Origin of the sequence: Algoriphagus sp. (assembly GCF_013373065.1) — a bacterium.
Lineage (GTDB): Bacteria > Bacteroidota > Bacteroidia > Cytophagales > Cyclobacteriaceae > Algoriphagus.
On the sequence record NZ_JABXIN010000003.1, the window covers coordinates 243,019 to 259,418 of the forward strand.

At 40.4% G+C, this 16,400-nt stretch carries 22 protein-coding genes; 13 read left to right on the forward strand and 9 right to left on the reverse strand.

Annotated features, from left to right (window positions below; translation table 11 throughout):
- The first annotated feature begins 14 nt into the window (after window positions 1–14).
- Window positions 15–857 (forward strand): transglutaminase-like domain-containing protein, encoded by an 843-nt coding sequence (locus HWE15_RS03455; protein WP_290506101.1) that lies wholly within the window; start codon window positions 15–17, stop codon window positions 855–857.
- Here HWE15_RS03455 and HWE15_RS03460 read toward each other — a convergent pair whose 3' ends face one another.
- Both HWE15_RS03460 and HWE15_RS03465 read right to left on the reverse strand, forming a co-directional pair.
- Window positions 858–1,433 carry a redoxin domain-containing protein gene (locus HWE15_RS03460; protein ID WP_290506102.1) on the reverse strand — a complete coding sequence of 192 codons (576 nt, stop codon included), beginning with the start codon at window positions 1,431–1,433 and terminating at the stop codon, window positions 858–860. It abuts the gene before it with no gap.
- Between the two features lies 1 nt (window position 1,434).
- Window positions 1,435–2,064 (reverse strand): 4'-phosphopantetheinyl transferase superfamily protein, encoded by a 630-nt coding sequence (locus tag HWE15_RS03465; RefSeq protein ID WP_290506103.1) that lies wholly within the window; start codon window positions 2,062–2,064, stop codon window positions 1,435–1,437.
- Window positions 2,065–2,099: 35 nt separating this feature from the next.
- Between HWE15_RS03465 and HWE15_RS03470 the strand changes: the two genes are divergently transcribed.
- Genes HWE15_RS03470 through HWE15_RS03485 form a run of 4 tightly spaced genes read left to right on the forward strand, consistent with a single transcriptional unit; the run spans window position 2,100 to window position 4,791 of the window.
- Window positions 2,100–3,011 (forward strand): WD40 repeat domain-containing protein, encoded by a 912-nt coding sequence (locus tag HWE15_RS03470; protein WP_290506104.1) that lies wholly within the window; start codon window positions 2,100–2,102, stop codon window positions 3,009–3,011.
- 6 nt (window positions 3,012–3,017) lie between these two features.
- Window positions 3,018–3,962 carry a DivIVA domain-containing protein gene (locus tag HWE15_RS03475; protein ID WP_290506105.1) on the forward strand — a complete coding sequence of 315 codons (945 nt, stop codon included), beginning with the start codon at window positions 3,018–3,020 and terminating at the stop codon, window positions 3,960–3,962.
- Entirely contained in the window at window positions 3,962–4,327 is a 366-nt protein-coding gene (gene folB, locus HWE15_RS03480; RefSeq protein WP_290506106.1) for a dihydroneopterin aldolase, read from the forward strand. Before HWE15_RS03475 ends, folB begins: the two co-directional genes overlap by 1 nt.
- A 5-nt stretch (window positions 4,328–4,332) precedes the next feature.
- Window positions 4,333–4,791 carry a DUF4268 domain-containing protein gene (locus HWE15_RS03485; RefSeq protein ID WP_290506107.1) on the forward strand — a complete coding sequence of 153 codons (459 nt, stop codon included), beginning with the start codon at window positions 4,333–4,335 and terminating at the stop codon, window positions 4,789–4,791.
- Window positions 4,792–4,864: 73 nt separating this feature from the next.
- On the opposite strand, the gene HWE15_RS03490 is transcribed toward HWE15_RS03485, so the two are convergent.
- A complete protein-coding gene (locus HWE15_RS03490; RefSeq protein WP_290506108.1) occupies window positions 4,865–5,359 on the reverse strand; it encodes a DUF6265 family protein in 495 nt (164 codons plus the stop codon).
- A gap of 35 nt (window positions 5,360–5,394) precedes the next feature.
- Complete coding sequence (locus tag HWE15_RS03495; protein ID WP_290506109.1) at window positions 5,395–5,709, reverse strand: iron-sulfur cluster assembly accessory protein; 315 nt, start codon at window positions 5,707–5,709, stop codon at window positions 5,395–5,397.
- Between the two features lie 113 nt (window positions 5,710–5,822).
- On the opposite strand from HWE15_RS03495, the gene HWE15_RS03500 reads away from it, so the two are divergent.
- The 7 genes from HWE15_RS03500 (at window position 5,823) to HWE15_RS03530 (ending at window position 11,497) form a co-directional block, all read left to right on the forward strand.
- On the forward strand, window positions 5,823–6,347 hold the full coding sequence (locus HWE15_RS03500) for a hypothetical protein (RefSeq protein WP_290506110.1): 525 nt from the start codon (window positions 5,823–5,825) through the stop codon (window positions 6,345–6,347).
- 1 nt (window position 6,348) lies between these two features.
- On the forward strand, window positions 6,349–6,762 hold the full coding sequence (locus HWE15_RS03505; RefSeq protein ID WP_290506111.1) for a DUF1232 domain-containing protein: 414 nt from the start codon (window positions 6,349–6,351) through the stop codon (window positions 6,760–6,762).
- 33 nt (window positions 6,763–6,795) lie between these two features.
- The gene (locus tag HWE15_RS03510) at window positions 6,796–7,425 is read left to right on the forward strand and encodes a thioredoxin family protein (protein WP_290506112.1); all 630 of its coding nucleotides are present in this window, start codon (window positions 6,796–6,798) and stop codon (window positions 7,423–7,425) included.
- On the forward strand, window positions 7,422–8,144 hold the full coding sequence (locus tag HWE15_RS03515) for an oxidoreductase (RefSeq protein WP_290506113.1): 723 nt from the start codon (window positions 7,422–7,424) through the stop codon (window positions 8,142–8,144). The genes HWE15_RS03510 and HWE15_RS03515 overlap by 4 nt, the downstream gene beginning before the upstream one ends.
- Window positions 8,145–8,149: 5 nt before the next feature.
- Window positions 8,150–8,602 (forward strand): D-aminoacyl-tRNA deacylase, encoded by a 453-nt coding sequence (gene dtd, locus HWE15_RS03520; protein WP_290506114.1) that lies wholly within the window; start codon window positions 8,150–8,152, stop codon window positions 8,600–8,602.
- A 24-nt stretch (window positions 8,603–8,626) separates the two neighbouring features.
- Entirely contained in the window at window positions 8,627–10,099 is a 1,473-nt protein-coding gene (locus HWE15_RS03525) for an ATP-binding cassette domain-containing protein (RefSeq protein ID WP_290506115.1), read from the forward strand.
- A 153-nt stretch (window positions 10,100–10,252) separates the two neighbouring features.
- Window positions 10,253–11,497, forward strand: a complete 1,245-nt coding sequence (locus HWE15_RS03530) for an aminotransferase class V-fold PLP-dependent enzyme (RefSeq protein WP_290506116.1) — start codon at window positions 10,253–10,255, stop codon at window positions 11,495–11,497.
- Here the strand turns inward: HWE15_RS03530 and HWE15_RS03535 are convergent.
- On the reverse strand, window positions 11,487–11,861 hold the full coding sequence (locus HWE15_RS03535) for a DUF1801 domain-containing protein (protein WP_290506117.1): 375 nt from the start codon (window positions 11,859–11,861) through the stop codon (window positions 11,487–11,489). The genes HWE15_RS03530 and HWE15_RS03535 overlap by 11 nt on opposite strands.
- A gap of 193 nt (window positions 11,862–12,054) precedes the next feature.
- Here HWE15_RS03535 and HWE15_RS03540 point away from each other — a divergent pair, with 193 nt between their 5' ends.
- Window positions 12,055–12,402 (forward strand): nucleotide pyrophosphohydrolase, encoded by a 348-nt coding sequence (locus tag HWE15_RS03540; protein ID WP_290506118.1) that lies wholly within the window; start codon window positions 12,055–12,057, stop codon window positions 12,400–12,402.
- 128 nt (window positions 12,403–12,530) lie between these two features.
- Here the strand turns inward: HWE15_RS03540 and HWE15_RS03545 are convergent, their stop codons facing one another.
- The 4 genes from HWE15_RS03545 to gcvT form a co-directional block, all read right to left on the reverse strand.
- Entirely contained in the window at window positions 12,531–12,767 is a 237-nt protein-coding gene (locus HWE15_RS03545; protein WP_290506119.1) for a DUF465 domain-containing protein, read from the reverse strand.
- A gap of 103 nt (window positions 12,768–12,870) precedes the next feature.
- Entirely contained in the window at window positions 12,871–14,421 is a 1,551-nt protein-coding gene (locus tag HWE15_RS03550) for a M81 family metallopeptidase (RefSeq protein WP_290506120.1), read from the reverse strand.
- A gap of 79 nt (window positions 14,422–14,500) precedes the next feature.
- On the reverse strand, window positions 14,501–15,211 hold the full coding sequence (locus HWE15_RS03555) for a 2-phosphosulfolactate phosphatase (protein WP_290506121.1): 711 nt from the start codon (window positions 15,209–15,211) through the stop codon (window positions 14,501–14,503).
- The gene (gene gcvT / locus HWE15_RS03560) at window positions 15,208–16,302 is read right to left on the reverse strand and encodes a glycine cleavage system aminomethyltransferase GcvT (protein WP_290506122.1); all 1,095 of its coding nucleotides are present in this window, start codon (window positions 16,300–16,302) and stop codon (window positions 15,208–15,210) included. Before gcvT ends, HWE15_RS03555 begins: the two co-directional genes overlap by 4 nt.
- Between the last annotated feature and the right edge of the window lie 98 nt (window positions 16,303–16,400).

Genomic DNA, 16,400 nt, shown 5'->3' on the forward strand with positions numbered 1-16,400 from the left:
AATTTCATTGAAAGATGAGCTCACTTAGTCCTTCTGAATTAAATGCTTTGATTTCACTTCTTGATGACACGGATCAAGAAGTAAAAGGTCACGTCCGTGATAGGCTTTTATCTTTAGGCGCGGACATTATTCCTTTTTTGGAGGAAAAGTGGGAAACAAATTTCAATCCTGAAATTCAGCGCGAGTTAGAGTTCATGGTTCATGAACTTCAGTTTTCACAGTTGAAATCTAGATTGGAGGCTTGGAAAAAATCTGAGGATCGAGACCTTTTGACGGGTCTTTGGATCATCAATACCTACCAATACCCTGATCTAGAATTTGAAAAGTTAAATGCCGATATGCACCAGATTTATTTTGAGGTCTGGACGGCGTTTAAAAATGATCTGGGACCTTATGATCAGGTTAAGATTATAAACAATGTGCTCTTCAACAAACTGAGATTCTCGGCAAACACCAAGAATTTTCATTCTCCAGGTAATTCAATGTTATCCACCGTGTTGGATACTAAAAAGGGTAATCCTATTTCTCTGTGTACAATCTATTTATTGGTCGCTCAGAAGCTGGGATTGCCGATTTATGGAGTAAATCTTCCAAATCTGTTTGTGTTAACTTATAAATCAGAAGATGTTACTTTTTACATCAATGCCTTCAATAAGGGTTTGATTTTTAGAAGACAGGATGTTTTCAATTATTTGGAACATTTACGGATTCCTCCGAAAGACGAATACTTCGAACCAACTGATACTTTTCATATCGTCTTGCGATTTTTGAGAAATCTGGCTAATTCCTTCGAAAAGTTAGGAGAGGCTGAAAAAGTAGATGAGATTAATAGTTTGATTCAAATCCTTTCGGATTAATCAGAAGGATCGCACATTACAACCTGTTGCACGAACTTGCGAGGGGCTCGGCATCGTGCCGCCCAAAATCTGATTTAAAGCTCTTTCAAGAAACTTTTCACTCACAGCTTCTTCCGCTTGGGGATTGTTGTCAATAGCGCCATGGTAGACAATCTGAATCTTGTTTTCAACCTTCATTAGGACAAAAGATTCAGGAACTTTTGAAACAGCAAGTGTCTTTGTCAATAGCTTTTCGGAATCAATCAAAAACGATAGGTTCAACCCCGAACTGTCAATGTAATTTTTCAAAGTTTCTGACTCAGAAAGACTGGCTTCTGGGTTAACCAGCAAAAAGCGAAACCCGCGATTAGAAAAGGATGTTCGAAGATTTTTAATTCGTTCCTCATACATCTTGGCAAAGGGACATTTTAGGTCAAAAAATACCAGAACAAGACCTTTTTGGTCAGTCAAGGATTCAATACTCAAGGATTTTCCACTGATCGCATCAGTTAAACTGATTTCTTCCAAAGTCTGGGATTTAACCTGGAAGGAAAATGCCAATACGAATATGATTAATAGTGCTAGGTTGATTTTCATTTCACCAAGTGGTATAGGTTAACACGACATCTTGAATAATTTCGGCTTTCACCTCATAATGATGGTTTGCAAAATCTGTTCCGTGAATTTTTCCTTTGATGATTCGACTATGCTTTTCAAATGGTTCCAACAAGATATTCTCTCGGAAAGAAACCCCCTTTTTGCCTTGACATTTGAAAATAGACTCCTTAGCAGACCAAGCAAGGGTATAATGCAGCGGATCTTTTTCAAGAAAATCTAATTCTGAGGGGTCAAGAAAGCGGAAGCCAATTCGTAAGATTTTTTCCCGTATCAAGTCCATGTCAATTCCAACAGGCAATTCCCGATGGAAAATGGCTCCCGCAAAACCTAGTGTGTGCGTCAATGATACATGACCACCTCCTTGCATCGCTTGAGATTTACCATGTTCATCCTTAAAAAATCCCGGATAAGGAAGTTTGAGTTCGTCCAAAGCTTCTTTAATCGCCAAGCGTGAAGAGGCCCATTCCCGTTTTTTTTCGGGGTGGGAAATGTTAGCGTAAGAAAGACGCTCACGAAAACTCAAAAAATCCAATTGATCAAGGGGTTGGTCCTCAATAATCTTTAAAACTAGGGCCGATTGAGAATCAATTTTTTCTATTTTTGTTTGCATAGGCAACTGGGACATTCCCAAAGAGAAGCCAATATATGTCAAAAATCCAAGTTAATAAATTACATACCCTGACGGGTCATAATGATTGCATCTATGCTTTGGCAGAGGGGCCGGATCCGAGATTTTTTTATACTGGAGCCGGAGATGGAATGGTAGTAGAATGGGATTTGGATCATCCAAAAGATGGGAAACTCGTTGCCAAACTTCCTCATTCAGTGTATGCACTTGCAGTAGACCCCATTCGAAACTGGTTAATTATCGGACATAATTTTGAAGGGATCCATGTAATAGACCTTCAGGAAAACAAAGAGTTGTGGTCCTTGAATATTACCGATCAAGCCATTTTCCATATTAACGTTTTGGGAGATGAAATATTGGTTGGAACTGGAGATGGGGTGCTGACAGTGGTAGACATTCAGAAGAAAGCTGTTCGAAAGCACATCAAATTGAGCTCAAAAAGTATTCGGGTCATGGATGTAGCTTTGAAAAAAATGCATTTGGCGATTGGGCTTTCAGACCATAGTGTGAAAATTTTAGATCTTACACAAGACTTTAAGCCCATTGCAAATTTGACGGGGCATACCAATTCGGTTTTTGCTTTGAGCTATTCTCCTGATGAGCAATTATTAATAAGCGGTGCTCGGGACGCTCATCTGAAATTTTGGAATACAGATTCCTACTCATTAAGTGAAAATATCATCGCTCACATGTACGCGATTAATTATCTTTCTTTTCGCGAAGATGGAGACTATTTTGTCACCTGCTCAATGGACAAATCCATAAAGGTTTGGGATACCAAAGAGCAAAAACTCCTTAAAGTCATTGATAAAGCTAGAAATGCCGGGCATGGAACCTCCATCAATAAAGTGATTTGGAGTACCTACAGCCATGATGTCATTTCTGTTTCAGATGACCGCACCATATCTATTTGGAATTTAGAACTTTAAGATACTATGAAAATATCACCCACCGAAATTCGTAAGAAGTCATTTGAAACCTCTTTCAGAGGATATGAAAAGAAAGAAGTGGAACAATTTCTGGATCAATTGAGTCAATCATTTGATCAGGTTTGCCAAGAAAATTTGGAGCTGAAAAGTAAACTTCAACAGGTGGAAAGTGAAGCGAAGCGTCTTAAAGATGTCGAAGATAGTTTGTTTAGAACGCTGAAAACTGCCGAGGATACAGGTGCAAGTATCATTGAAGAAGCAAATGCCGCTGCAGATCAAATCATCGAAGAGGCAAATTACAATGCCAAGCATGCCAATGAGTATGCAGAAAAAATCATCAAGGAAACGAAGCAAAAAGCGGAAGCTGATGCCGCCGTAATCATCGCAGCTGCTGAGACGAAGGCCAAAGAGGTGATAGTAGAACTTCGGGAAAGTATGCAAGGCTTGGTAAGAAGCTATGAAAGTCTGGTGGAGCAGCGCGAAAATCTGATCAAAAGTCTAAGAAGGATTTCCCAGGATATGCTCAATCAAATTGATCTTTCGGATGCACATTTTTCAAGGATTGATGCCAAAGCTCATGCTCGTGCGGTAGAGGAGCTAAGCAGGTCTCAGACCTTTACTTTTGGGAATTTGGCTGCCCTTACAGAGCAGTTAGGTCAAATGATCTCTCAAACTCAAGTCATTGTGGAGGAAGAGGTGGAAGATCCGATGGCTGAAATGGAAGTGATTGAAGAAGATCTTGAAATTGAAATCCACGATTCTACCCCTGATGTTCAAGCTGAGGTTGAAGAAGAAGCGGTAGAGGAAGAGCAAGTAGAAGAGACTGAAGATGAACCGAAAGTTGAAAAGAAAGTAAAAAATGGAGCTGCAGATACCCAAGAAGAACCCGAATCTCCGAAAGAGGAAGATCCGAGCAAGCAATCAGGTTCTTTCTTTGATCAATTAGACTAATGGGAAAAGTAGCACTGGAAGGAATTGAATTTCATGCCTATCATGGCGTTTATCCTGAAGAAACTGTTCTGGGAAATCGTTTCACGCTGGATTTAGAATTGGAGACTGACTTCAAGGAGGCGATGCTTCATGATAACTTGGAGGGCACAGTGGACTATTTCAAATTATACCAGATCATTAAAGCTAGAATGGATATCAAGGTGAAGTTACTGGAGCACTTAGGACACTTGATCGTTCAGGATATTTTGGATGCCTATCCAGAAACAAAGCAAGTTCGTCTTACCTTGAAAAAGCACCATCCTTCATTGGGAGGTTTGGTGGATTTTTCCTCTGTCCAAATTCAATACCCTGAAGATTACAGGTAAAGACTTTGTATTCCCGATCCGAAACATCCCGAATCAGAAAGAGCTTTTGGATAGCTTTTGGTCAGTATATGCGGCCCATACCTAGCGTCCAAGGATTCCGAGTTAATTGGCAGAATTACAAGACCGGAGTTAAGGATATTTATTTTCGAATGCGTGCTGAACGTGGCTATGCTTCTGTCAGCATTGAAGTGACGCATAAAGATGAAGAATTGCAGCAACTATTTTTTGAGCACCTGATGCAGCTTCGGAAAATTTTGGAACAGTGTACAGAGGAGGTGTGGGATTGGCAACTTCACCAAGCAAATGAGTTTGGTCAGTTGATTTCCAAAGTGGAAAAAAGGATGGATGGGATAGATGTCATGAATGAAAGCGATTGGCCTGCTATCATTTCATTTTTAAAACCTCGAATGATTGCCTTAGATGAGTTTTGGAATTTGGTAAAGCCTGGTTTTGAGGATTTTTGATCGTGAAGGATTCTCTTAATACTTTGGCTCACTAATACCAAAATCACCAAATCAGAAGAACTAATACTTTGCTTTAATGGGCCTTTTTTGAGAAAGTAAGGGTTTCGGTTTTGGTTTCAGTTCCTTCCGAAATATTGAGTTGGTATATCAATTGATCCCCCTCTCGCTCAATGGTCATTCCATTAAACCAGACCTTTTGTTCACCTAGCTCGATTAGCTGAAAAACAGTCCATTCTTCCTTTTCTTCCCAGCCTGTTAAGTCGGAGCTAAAATGCTTCAGCTTAATAGTGACACTTTCTCCATCTTGAATCAAATTCATGAATTCAGAGAAAACCAATTTGCCATTCTCCCAAAATCGGAAGGTGCCAATCATATGACTATCCTTTGCGGGCATCCAAACTTCCTCACATTCTCCTCCAAATCCTGTTCCCACCCAATACCCGACTAGCCAGTCCAAACTTTCAACCTTACCTTTTCCTGGGGTTTGTCCTTCTGTGAGACTTCTAACCTGAGACCAAGAAAAATGACTAATGCTTAAAAAGATTAAAATGCTGAAAAATATCTTCATGGTCTCTGTGGTTAAAGCTCAGAAGATACAAAGATTTATTGATCATGTCGCTTAGGGATTTCAGGATTGACGAAAGTGAATCCCCTTGCTTCATCACTTTCAAAAAAATCAATCTGCATTCCCATTAAAAACATGTAGTGCTTTTTCTCAATCAATACAGGGATTCCTCCAATTTCAAATTGTTGATCCTCTTCTTTAGGTTTATCAAAACCAAGTGCATAGGACATGCCGCCACATCCACCGCCTTTTACACCAACTCGAAGAAAATAATCCGCTGGTATGTTTTTATGAGCTATGATGTTTTTGATCTCGGCCTCCGCTTTTTCTGTAATGGTAATAGGAATTAGCATGTTGTTCGAATGATTTTGGCAGGAAATTGGTTCGAATTTGAATCAAATTTACACAAGCAACCGTTTTCAAGGCGGGATAATTTGCGGATATTCGAAGATTCTATTGAAATACTATGGATTACCTGGTTGATTTATTGAAAATTTTGCTTCCTGCGGGAGCAGTGCTTTATGGGATGTATCTGGTCGTGGTTTCTTTTCTTTCCAAAGAAAGAGAAAAGATGTTGGTAGACTTGAAAACACAAAATACCCAAACTATCCTTCCTGTTCGCTTACAGGCAGCCGAGAGGTTATGTCTCCTGCTGGAGCGGATTACTCCCAATAATTTGGTTCGTAGAGTCAATGTCTCAGGACTTAGTGCCGCCGAGCTCCATTCCCAGCTATTGTCAGAGGTGCGGGATGAGTTTAGCCATAACTATTCGCAGCAGGTATATTTTTCGAATGAAACCTGGGAAGCGGTAAAACGTGCTGTGGAGGAGGTGACGACGATTGTCAATCTGGGAAGGCAAAGTCTTTCCCCAGAACAGGACAGCGGAATGGACTTGGCAAAGGCGATTTTCTCGGTGTCGATGGAACGGAAAAATGATGCGATTGCGTTCGCATTAAAGGAGGTCAAATCCGAGATCAATATTTATTTCTAAAATGTCCAGGATAAAAGATAAAACTAGTCAGCTTATCGAGCAAGCGCGAGCCCTTTTCGGAAGGCAAGTGGATGCTTTGGCTCGACAGGAAGCGAAAGTTCGCGAACTTCTGTCTGGGGTGAAGCAAAAGCTGACTGGTTTGAAAGATAATCCTCGAATAAAGAAAATGACGGAACCTATTTCGGTATTTATCCGAATGGTCAAAGCTCATTTTTCCGGGACACATAAACTTTCAGGATCTACCTTAGGATTAATTCTTTTAGCCTTGGTTTACTTTTTGTCTCCGGTGGATATCATTCCTGACTTTTTGGGATTCTTTGGATTTGCAGATGACCTGTCTGTTATTTTGGCCATTTTTGCGAAAATCAAAGATGAAGTTGCTGATTTTTTGGAGTGGGAGCGAACTCAGATTTAGGCAAGGCTGTTGAGAATCCATATCAGGGATTTTATGCTGGATCAATTGACTAAAGAAAAAACGATTACTGCCAAGACTATTGCTGAATCAATGACCTATTCGCAATATCGCGAAATGGTGAATGAGCTCTTTGCAGAAGGCAAAACGACAGGGGAAAACCAGTCTGAAGCCTATCTGGAATATACCAGAATTGCAATACAGCGAATGAATAGGTGGGATAAAGTAGCCAAGGTTTCTCCAGAAATGGTAGACTTGGTTAAAAAGCTTCCTCCTCAAATATGGTTGGTTTTGACAGAGGCTTGGTGTGGTGATGCTGGCCAAACGATTCCATATATGAATAAATTGGCTGAATTGAATTCTTCCATTCAATTGCGCTTGATTCTTCGGGATGAGAATCCGGAAATCATGGATGCACATTTGACGAATGGTGCACGGTCTATCCCGAAATTAATTGCCCTGAGCCCTGGTCTCACCAAGGAGTATTTTTCTTGGGGTCCCAAACCTCAATTTTTGATCGATAAACAGAAAGCTTTTCGAGAAAATCCTCAGGGAAAAACTTCTAAAGAGTTTGCTCAGGAAGTTCATCTTTGGTATGCTCGGGATAAAAATCAAACTTTGGAGCAAGAACTAAAAACTTGCTTTCTCAACGCCTTTGAGCTATGAAAATCGCGGTAATTTCTGGGACATCCGGTTTGATCGGAATGCAGCTGCTGGATCAACTTTTGAAGAGTACCGCGTATGATTTTGTGATCAGTGTAAGTCGAAGGAAGTTGGCTTTAAAGCACCCACACCTGATCCAACTAATTGGAGATCTTTCTAAAATCCAAACTTGGAATTGGGCAGATTTAATCAATGAACAAGCCTTGGGTGGAGAATACCAGGAATTGGTAAAGAATATAGAATCTGGTCAAGCTGATCTATCCGGATTTTGCTCCTTGGGGACCACCATCAAAAAAGCAGGTTCTAAAGAACGTTTTTTTGAAATTGATCATGATTTGGTTTTAGCCTTCGCCTCCTGGTTGAATATTTTAGGAGCTCGCTCTTTTCATTATGTTTCAGCAATGGGTTCGGATGCAAATTCCTCGATTTTTTACAATCAAGTGAAAGGGAAAACAGAACAAGATTTGGAGTCCCTTGGGTTTGAAAGGCTTAAAATCTATCAACCCTCCCTTTTATTAGGAAATCGACATGAATTCCGTTTTGGCGAGCAAGTAGCCTCGATTTTAATGCGGCCTTTAGTTTGGTTGAAAGTGTTCAAGAAATTCAGGCCGATCTATGATTATCAAGTTGCTAAATCCATGGTGAAGGTTGATTTGGAACCAACTAGAATGGGTTTGGAGCGGATAAGTTCCGGTGAAATGCAGGATCTTTCAGCAAAATAAAAATCATGATAGCAGTCATTCAGCGTGTTTCAGAAGCTTCCGTTAAAATTGAAGGTAAAATCAAATCCACTATTGGGACAGGTTTGATGATTCTTTTGGGAATAGAAGATGCAGATAATCAGGAAGATATTGATTGGCTCGCAAAAAAAATCGTGAACCTTCGAATATTCCCGGATGAAAACGAGGTAATGAATCGAGGCTTGCTGGATGTAAATGGAGAAATACTCCTTATTTCCCAATTCACTTTGCATGCGAGTACAAAAAAAGGAAACAGACCTTCCTATATCAAAGCTGCGAAACCTCCGATTGCCATTCCTTTATATGAAAAGATGATTCAGGCTTTAGAACAGGAATTGGGTAAAAACATAGGAACAGGTGAGTTTGGGGCTGATATGAAAGTCTCCCTGATCAATGATGGTCCCGTTACGATAGTTATAGACAGTAAAAACAAGGTTTGATTTTTCTTCTATTTTTGAAGAGAAATGAAATCTATCCTCCTCGATATTCAAGACGCCCAAGTGATTTTTAAGGGCAAGCAAGCCTTCCAAAACCTGAATTTTCAATGGGAAAAGGGACAAACTTGGGCGGTAATCAGTGAGTCGGGTTGGCTTCAGACAGCATTTTTAGAGACCCTACGAGGAAATACATTAGTTCGAAACGGGAAAGTTCAAGCCCATTTTGCGAAAGCTTACATTGAAGAGAAATCCTCTGAAAAAGAAGTTCACAGCTTTCGGGATTTGATGGCCTATGTGTCACAGAAGTATGAATTCCGGAATAAGTTCAACCAGCAGAATTTTTATTTTCAGCAACGATTCAACTCCTCAGAATCTGAGGAAACGGCTACAGTTGAGCAATATCTTAAAGAAGTAGAACCGAAAGTTCAAGGTCCTTGGACAATTCAGAAAGTTTTGGAATTGCTTGATTTGGAAAGATTGCGAGATGAATCCCTACTCAAGCTTTCCAATGGAGAAACTAGGCGATTGGTTATAGCCAGTGGATTGATGCGTCAACCTTACATCTTTTTAATGGATCATCCTACTACAGGCCTGGATATTCAAAGCAGAGCAAATTTTGGTAGGGTGCTGAAAAGTATTCTTGATGCTGGTACCCAAGTCTTAATTACCTGTAATGCTCAGGATGTGCCTGAGGGCGTCACTCATATCGCACAATTAGACTATTCAGGTGTTACTCGAATTTGGAAAAATGAGGAATTTCATCAGGCAGCTCATTATGATTTGAAAAAGAGCTGGAATTGGGATTTGCTTCGGGATTTGCTAGGGGATGAAAAAAAGGATGTCCGAGAATGTATTGTAGAATTGATGGATGTTTCTATTTCCTATCAAGGAAAAACGATTTTACATCGGATCAATTGGAAAATTGATTCAGGAGAACGTTGGCAATTAAAAGGGCCAAACGGATCAGGAAAATCAACCTTGATTTCTTTGCTAATTGGGGAGAATCCACAAGCCTATTCCCAAGAAATTTATCTTTTTGGAAGAAAGAGAGGTTCGGGAGAATCCATTTGGGATGTGAAGCGACCAACTGGTTTTGTTGCACCTGAGTTGGCTAGATTTTTCCCTGTTAACCAAACCTGTCGGAAAGTGATTCTTTCAGGGCTTTTTGATACGATGGGACTATTTAAAAAAGTTTCTGTCGAACAGGAAAGTCTTGTGTCGAAGTGGATGAAATTATTTGAATTAGAAGAATTTGCTGATATCCCTATTCAAAGCTTGTCTTTGGAACAGCAACGTTGGATTCTTCTCGGCAGAGCCCTAATTAAAAAACCGAAGCTATTGATTTTGGATGAAGCCTCTCAAGGATTGGATGAAGCACAGCGGAATTTGTTCAAAGAAACAGTCCAAAAAGTCTGTGAATTTTCTGGAATTACGCTGATTTATGTAAGCCATTATCAGGAAGATATTCCAGCCGGGGTGGACCGGGTTTTTCAACTTTAATACAGATTGAAATTACTTCCACTAGGTTGGGGATTTTCTTGAATCCTTTCCTTTAAAATCTGATTTTAGTTCTTGCTTCACTTTGGACTTTTTTATCTGAATCAAAATGGTATCTTTAGTTTTCTAACATCCTACGCATTAATTCGAAAAACTATGGGAAATCGTAGGGATTTCATCCAAAAAATGGGACTCGGTTTATTAGCTCCCTCATTTTTAAGCAAACTTGATCAAGGCAGTTCTATTCCTTTATCCGAACAATCTTGGGAGCAAATTCGGGAATTGTTTCCCCTTCAAAAGAGTCGGATCTATTTGAATAATGGGACCTTTGGGCCATCTCCCAAATCTGTATTGGAGGCGGTTCATCAATCTTTCCGAGAAACCAATGAAACGGGAGTTTATGGAAATCCTGATTCGGGAAGGGAACGGATAGCCAATTTTTTTGGAGTAAAAAAATCTGAAATTTCGCTGACACATAATACTACAGAGGGTATCAATATCATGGCTCAGGGGCTCCCGCTTCAAGCTGGAGATGAGGTGATTGTGACAGATCATGAACATGCAGGAAGTGCGATTCCTTGGTTGAATCGAGCGCATTTAGATCAAATAGTTCTGAAGGTTTTTCAACCTGCTAATACCCAAGCCAAGAACTTAGAAATCATCAAAAGTTTGGTGACTCCAAAGACCCGAGCCATTGCCATTCCACATATTACCTGTACGACTGGAACCGTTTTTCCCATTCGGGAAATTTCTGATTTTGCTAGAAAGAGGGGGATTTTTACAGCTATCGATGGGGCCCATGGTGCAGGAACCGTAAACCTTGATCTTCATGAATTGGGGTGTGATTTCTATGCGGGTTGTTTTCACAAATGGATGCTAGGACCAAATGGATCTGGTTTTTTGTATGTGAGGCAAGGAATGCTTGATCAATTACAAGCCTACCAAGTTGGTGCGAAATCTGAAAAAAGCTGGAAACTGACTGTGGAAGAGAGTGAATTTGGAGGCTATGTCGAAACTGCACATCGATATGATTATGGGACACAAAGTACGCCAATGCATGTAGGTGTAGTGGCGGCTGTGGATTTCCATGAAGAAATCGGAAGGGAAAGAATAGAAGCTCGGATTCGAGAACTTAATGACTATTTATTCGAGGGTTTGAAGCAAATTGAAAAATTGGAGATTCTAACACCCGAGGAGCGAGAATCAAGAATTTGCGTGGTTTCCTTTCGAGTGCCTGGAATGGATTACCGGGACATTGCATCTGCTCTAAGTCAAAAAAAGATTCGTATACGAGGGGTTCATGAAGCTAATCTCAACGCTATTCGGGTATCTACCCATATTTATAATTCTGAAACCGAAATAGATTTCTTCCTAGAGGAAATCAAGCAGATTATTTCTTAAGTTTTCTTTCTTTTTTTTCTTTAGCCTCCGCTTTTCTAAAAAGAGCGATTTGAGTGATTAATTCTTCCGGGATTTCCTGGTCATAGGGAATTTGAATTACCCCTTTTCCGATCACATATTCTTTGAGTTGGTCTTTGAATTCACTCACTCCCGATCCTGTAGGATAAAATCCCAAATGGTTTTTCATGGCAGCATAATAGACCAAGACCTCAGAGGTTTTAAAGGCTGGCATGTGATAGCTGATTACTTCTTTCGCTTCGGGCAATGCTTTCTTTAGGATTTCTCTGATTTGTTGAAGTTTTGATTGAATCTCAGGAGGAAACCAGCTGAAATATTCTTCGATGGAACTAGGTTTGGGATGCATGGAGTGATGATTTTGCAGTGAAGTAGAAAAGACTTTTAGCAATCTAAGTGATTGATTTCTAGAATGGTCTTTTGGTAGAAAATTTTTGTATCCTTTTATTCATTTTGGAATACCCGAATTTTCGTTTTGAACAGTATCCGGCAACTCTTCGAAAAATGATTTTATTTGTCTAGAAATCCGAAATATTGAAAATATGAGTGAAATCAAATCCGAAATTTCCATTGCTGAAGCCCAAGAACTTGTCGATCAGTGGATCAAAACCGTTGGCGTCCGCTATTTCAATGAGCTTACCAATATGACCATTTTGATGGAGGAAGTGGGGGAGTTGGCTCGAATCATGGCTAGAACATACGGAGAGCAATCTTTCAAGGAATCTGATAAGGGTAAGAATTTGGGAGACGAAATGGCAGACGTTTTATGGGTTTTGATCTGTCTAGCGAATCAAACTGGGGTAGACCTTACAGAAGCGTTGAGACGGAATTTCGAAAAGAAAAATATCAGAGACAAAGACCGTCATCGGAATAACGAAAAGTTGAAATAAAAAAGGCTGTCTTATAAATCTACTTCTAGTCAGACTGAGCGGAGACGAATCCAATTTTTGTTAAATCTAGAGATATTTCGCATTCGCTCAGGCTGACATTGATTCTTTATAAGACAGCCGTTTTCCTCTTAATTGTTTTTCAAAATCCGGTAGATTTCATCTTTTAAGCGCATCCGTTTGATGTGTAATTGGTTGGTTGTTTCATCGGATGCAGGCTCGGTTTCTGATTCGATTCGATAGATCTCGTGATCTACCTCATCATAGTCATCAAAGAGGTTTTTAAAGTATTCGTCTTCGACCTTCAATTGGTTGATTTTATCTTCAAATTCTGGAAATTCTTCTTGTAATGGATGTTTCTTGATCATGATATTCGAACTTTTGGTATATCTAATATTAGGTGTTTTGCTGTTAGTATCTAATGACAAAAATCACCTTGGGTTCGAATTCTGATTGTTTTTTCTGAACTTTTTATGATCCGGATTTTTTAATCCAGCGTACACTCAAATCAGGGTCAGCCATATCAGGGTCCAAAGGAAACATTGGGCGGTTGATTCGTTGATATCCAAGACGCTGCAAGTCTTGATCTACACCACCGGGAGTCAATGACATGATCCAACCTCCCCGAAGATCATATAGCTCAGGGACTAAGTAGCCGATTTTTACAACCAAAATATCAGTTTTCCGGGGATTAAGTTGGAGGTCCGTAAAATCCTTTTCGTGATGATAGGGTTTTCGCTTTTCAGTCACAATCACCTTTACCGAACCTACTTGGACCACAATTTCCGTTTTTGCATCTGGGTCTCCTTCTTTAATGGCCAAAAGCTTTCCTTCCAATAAGATCGGAGGAGAAAAACGGTCATCGACCATCGCTCCGATAGAGCCGGAAATTTGATCACCGATTTGGGCTGCTTTTGCTTTTTCTACTAAATCGGGACCTGGAATGGATGCATAAATTAATTCAGGACCATTTTCGGATTTAAATTCAGGTCTTTTTAAGATTTCATTCAAAGTCCAAGTGACATCTCCTGCACCGCCTGCCGTTGGGTTGTCTCCCATATCAGAGATCACAAATGGTTTTTCCTTGCTTTGGAGAGCCATTTCTAAGCTTTCGTCTAAATAGGCTACTGGTGCTACAAACTCAAATTCGTTTCGAACATCCCAAAAACTCTGAGCAAGATATTCCGCACTTTCCTTCACTTCCTGCTCATCATCTCCCGTCACCATAACAACCGCATGGTTTCGGGGTTCATCGGCCCAAGCATAACCTATCCAAATCGCTGCATCGATTACTCCTTCTTTTTTGGTTTGCGGATCTACCTTTTCGTAGAGGGATTTTCCAGGATCAATTCGGGTACTGGTTTTTTCTCCCGGCAATAAAATTGGAACAGGGATCCAAGCTTTAAAGGCGGGTTTTCCTTTTCCGGACTCTAAGCGATCCAACAGGTTTTCGACAGCGCGTTGCTTAGACTCCAAGGCGTCCTCATGGGGCGCCATGCGGTAGCAGGTAATCAAATCCGTATTTTCAGCCAGCCGTTCAGAAACATTTCCATGAAGATCCATGGAGGTGGAGATTAAAGTTTCCGGGCCAACAATCTCTCGGACTTTGATAATGAAATCTCCTTCAGGGTCATCTAATCCTTCCACGCTCATCGCACCGTGAATGTCAAAAAATAGGCCGTCATAGGGTAAGTTTTCACGAAGCATCTCCAAGGTTAAATTGACTAAGGAGTCATAAGCCTCTCGGGTTACCATCCCTCCGGGAATAGCATGGCCGCGTAGGGTGGGAAACCATTGGGCACGAGCTTTATTCTCAGAACTATCAGACAAGAAAGGGTAGTAACTGAAGATGTCTTGGCCAATTCGTGCTTTAAAGGACTCAGCTGTTGATCGTGCAGGAGAGAAAGTACTGGACTCGATGGCGAGTCCGGCAATGGCTATTCGGGGAAGTTCTTTTTGTTCAAGTTCACCTTGACAAGAAAAAATGGTTATTAGGAATACAAGTACAAGAAGATTTCGCATAGGGTAAATTCAGAAGGTTTTGAACTTGAAATTACCCCATTTTTTGGGAAGACTAGTAACCTTAATTCAAAAGATAAAATTAAAAATTCATGCCTTTTAAAACATCACCTTCAACTTTTCCGACCATTTCATAAAGATCAAAAGTCAAGCAGAAATCAATGTCTTTCTCGATCCCTTGATTTTGAAGGCGTTTCGCATGGGAAGCTTTGCTTAGGTAATTTTTAATTTGGTGGCCTTCTTTTTCAAAAAGGGTTTTCATGGCTAAGGCTCCATCATCATCGCTGGAGTGGGTTTTTTCAAGTGACTTGGCCAAAGCTCCAGCATAGAGCGAATCTTCTAAATTGAATCTCCCTTTCCAGCCCGCACAATGTATGAGTACGTCTTTTTGCTGGGATTGAATGTATCGAATGGTAGCAGATAAATTAGGGAAAGCTCCGATCAGGATTTCATCAGCATCTTGTGATTTGGAGATGGCTAATGTTCCGTTGGTAGTGGTCATAGCCAGTTTTTTTCCTTCATGGTATTCTTCCAAAAAGGCAACGGGAGAATTTCCCAAATCGAAACCTTCAACAGTTTTACCATTTCGCTCTCCGGCAATTAGATAGCCTTTTTCACGCATGGCTCGACAGCTTTCCAAATCCGCAAAGGTTTGAATTTCTTCAATTCCATTTGCCAATGCAGCAATCATGGTAGAGGTTGCTCTAAATATATCAACAACCACCACGATTTTCCCTTTCAGGTCGTGCAGGTGGATCAAATCAGGACTAAAGCAAACTTCTAATTGATTCATCCCTTGTAAAGCGGTAGTTTTTCTACCTGAGCTTTCAGATTCTTATTTCGAACTTGGATGTAAATTTCGGAACCGGGTTTACTGAATTCAGTTTTGACATATCCCAAGCCAATTCCTACTTCCATGGAAGGGGACATAGTTCCACTCGTTACTTCGCCGATTAGGTTTCCTTCTGAGTCAACAATTGGATAATGCCCTCTTGGAATACCTCGTTCCTGCATCACAAAACCTACAAGTTTTCGGGTAACTCCCGCTTCTTTTTGAGCTTTTAGGGCTTCGGAATTAATGAAATCCTTGGTGAATTTGGTGATCCATCCCAAGCCTGCTTCGATGGGCGAGGTGGTGTCATCAATATCATTTCCGTAGAGGCAATAGCCCATTTCTAGGCGAAGTGTATCTCTCGCACCCAATCCGATGGGTTTGATGTCAAAGTCTTTTCCAGCTTCAAAAATCGCCCTCCAAACTTTCTCTGCATCTTCATTTTTTACATAAATCTCAAATCCTCCAGCCCCAGTGTAGCCTGTTCCAGAAATAATGACATCTGAAACACCTGCAAATTCACCTACTGTAAAATGATAAAACTTCACCTCGGAAAGATTTATCGGGGTAAGAGATTGAACGGCTTCAATAGCTTTTGGGCCTTGAACCGCAAAAAGGGAGATTTCGTCCGAAATATTCTTGAGCTTTGCGCCCATGGTATTATGCTGATTGATCCAATTCCAATCTTTTTCAATATTGGAAGCATTGACAACGAGCATATATTTTTCATCTGCAAACTTGTACACAATCAAGTCATCTACGATGCCTCCATGCTCATTGGGGAAGCAGGAATATTGTGCCTGTCCGTCTACTAATTTGGAAGCGTCATTGGAAGTGACTTTTTGGATTAATTCCAAAGCATGAGGTCCTTCCACCATAAATTCTCCCATGTGGGACACATCAAATACCCCAACTCCTTGACGGACACATTGATGCTCCTCTTTATCAGAACTATAGCGTACTGGCATATTAAAACCTGCAAAAGGAACCATTTTGCCTCCTAGTGCTTCGTGTAATTCGTTGAGTTGGATTTTTTTAACTGCTTCTTCCATGGTTGACTTGATTTGTCGCCAAAGGTAAGGATTGAGAGGGATTTTGAGGAAAGGAATTTATACAAAAATAGAAGTGAAGAGGAAAAGGATTTAGATTT

Coding starts and splice junctions, on each gene's coding strand:
- HWE15_RS03495 (WP_290506109.1), bottom strand. CDS start 5,709: ATGCTAATTCCTATTACCATTACAGAAAAAGCGGAGGCCGAGATCAAA.
- HWE15_RS03490 (WP_290506108.1), bottom strand. CDS start 5,359: ATGAAGATATTTTTCAGCATTTTAATCTTTTTAAGCATTAGTCATTTT.
- HWE15_RS03515 (WP_290506113.1), top strand. CDS start 7,422: ATGAAAATCGCGGTAATTTCTGGGACATCCGGTTTGATCGGAATGCAG.
- HWE15_RS03545 (WP_290506119.1), bottom strand. CDS start 12,767: ATGATCAAGAAACATCCATTACAAGAAGAATTTCCAGAATTTGAAGAT.
- HWE15_RS03525 (WP_290506115.1), top strand. CDS start 8,627: ATGAAATCTATCCTCCTCGATATTCAAGACGCCCAAGTGATTTTTAAG.
- gcvT (WP_290506122.1), bottom strand. CDS start 16,302: ATGGAAGAAGCAGTTAAAAAAATCCAACTCAACGAATTACACGAAGCA.
- dtd (WP_290506114.1), top strand. CDS start 8,150: ATGATAGCAGTCATTCAGCGTGTTTCAGAAGCTTCCGTTAAAATTGAA.
- HWE15_RS03500 (WP_290506110.1), top strand. CDS start 5,823: ATGGATTACCTGGTTGATTTATTGAAAATTTTGCTTCCTGCGGGAGCA.
- HWE15_RS03535 (WP_290506117.1), bottom strand. CDS start 11,861: ATGCATCCCAAACCTAGTTCCATCGAAGAATATTTCAGCTGGTTTCCT.
- HWE15_RS03475 (WP_290506105.1), top strand. CDS start 3,018: ATGAAAATATCACCCACCGAAATTCGTAAGAAGTCATTTGAAACCTCT.
- HWE15_RS03505 (WP_290506111.1), top strand. CDS start 6,349: ATGTCCAGGATAAAAGATAAAACTAGTCAGCTTATCGAGCAAGCGCGA.
- HWE15_RS03510 (WP_290506112.1), top strand. CDS start 6,796: ATGCTGGATCAATTGACTAAAGAAAAAACGATTACTGCCAAGACTATT.
- HWE15_RS03470 (WP_290506104.1), top strand. CDS start 2,100: ATGTCAAAAATCCAAGTTAATAAATTACATACCCTGACGGGTCATAAT.
- folB (WP_290506106.1), top strand. CDS start 3,962: ATGGGAAAAGTAGCACTGGAAGGAATTGAATTTCATGCCTATCATGGC.
- HWE15_RS03555 (WP_290506121.1), bottom strand. CDS start 15,211: ATGAATCAATTAGAAGTTTGCTTTAGTCCTGATTTGATCCACCTGCAC.
- HWE15_RS03530 (WP_290506116.1), top strand. CDS start 10,253: ATGGGAAATCGTAGGGATTTCATCCAAAAAATGGGACTCGGTTTATTA.
- HWE15_RS03460 (WP_290506102.1), bottom strand. CDS start 1,433: ATGAAAATCAACCTAGCACTATTAATCATATTCGTATTGGCATTTTCC.
- HWE15_RS03455 (WP_290506101.1), top strand. CDS start 15: ATGAGCTCACTTAGTCCTTCTGAATTAAATGCTTTGATTTCACTTCTT.
- HWE15_RS03465 (WP_290506103.1), bottom strand. CDS start 2,064: ATGCAAACAAAAATAGAAAAAATTGATTCTCAATCGGCCCTAGTTTTA.
- HWE15_RS03540 (WP_290506118.1), top strand. CDS start 12,055: ATGAGTGAAATCAAATCCGAAATTTCCATTGCTGAAGCCCAAGAACTT.
- HWE15_RS03550 (WP_290506120.1), bottom strand. CDS start 14,421: ATGCGAAATCTTCTTGTACTTGTATTCCTAATAACCATTTTTTCTTGT.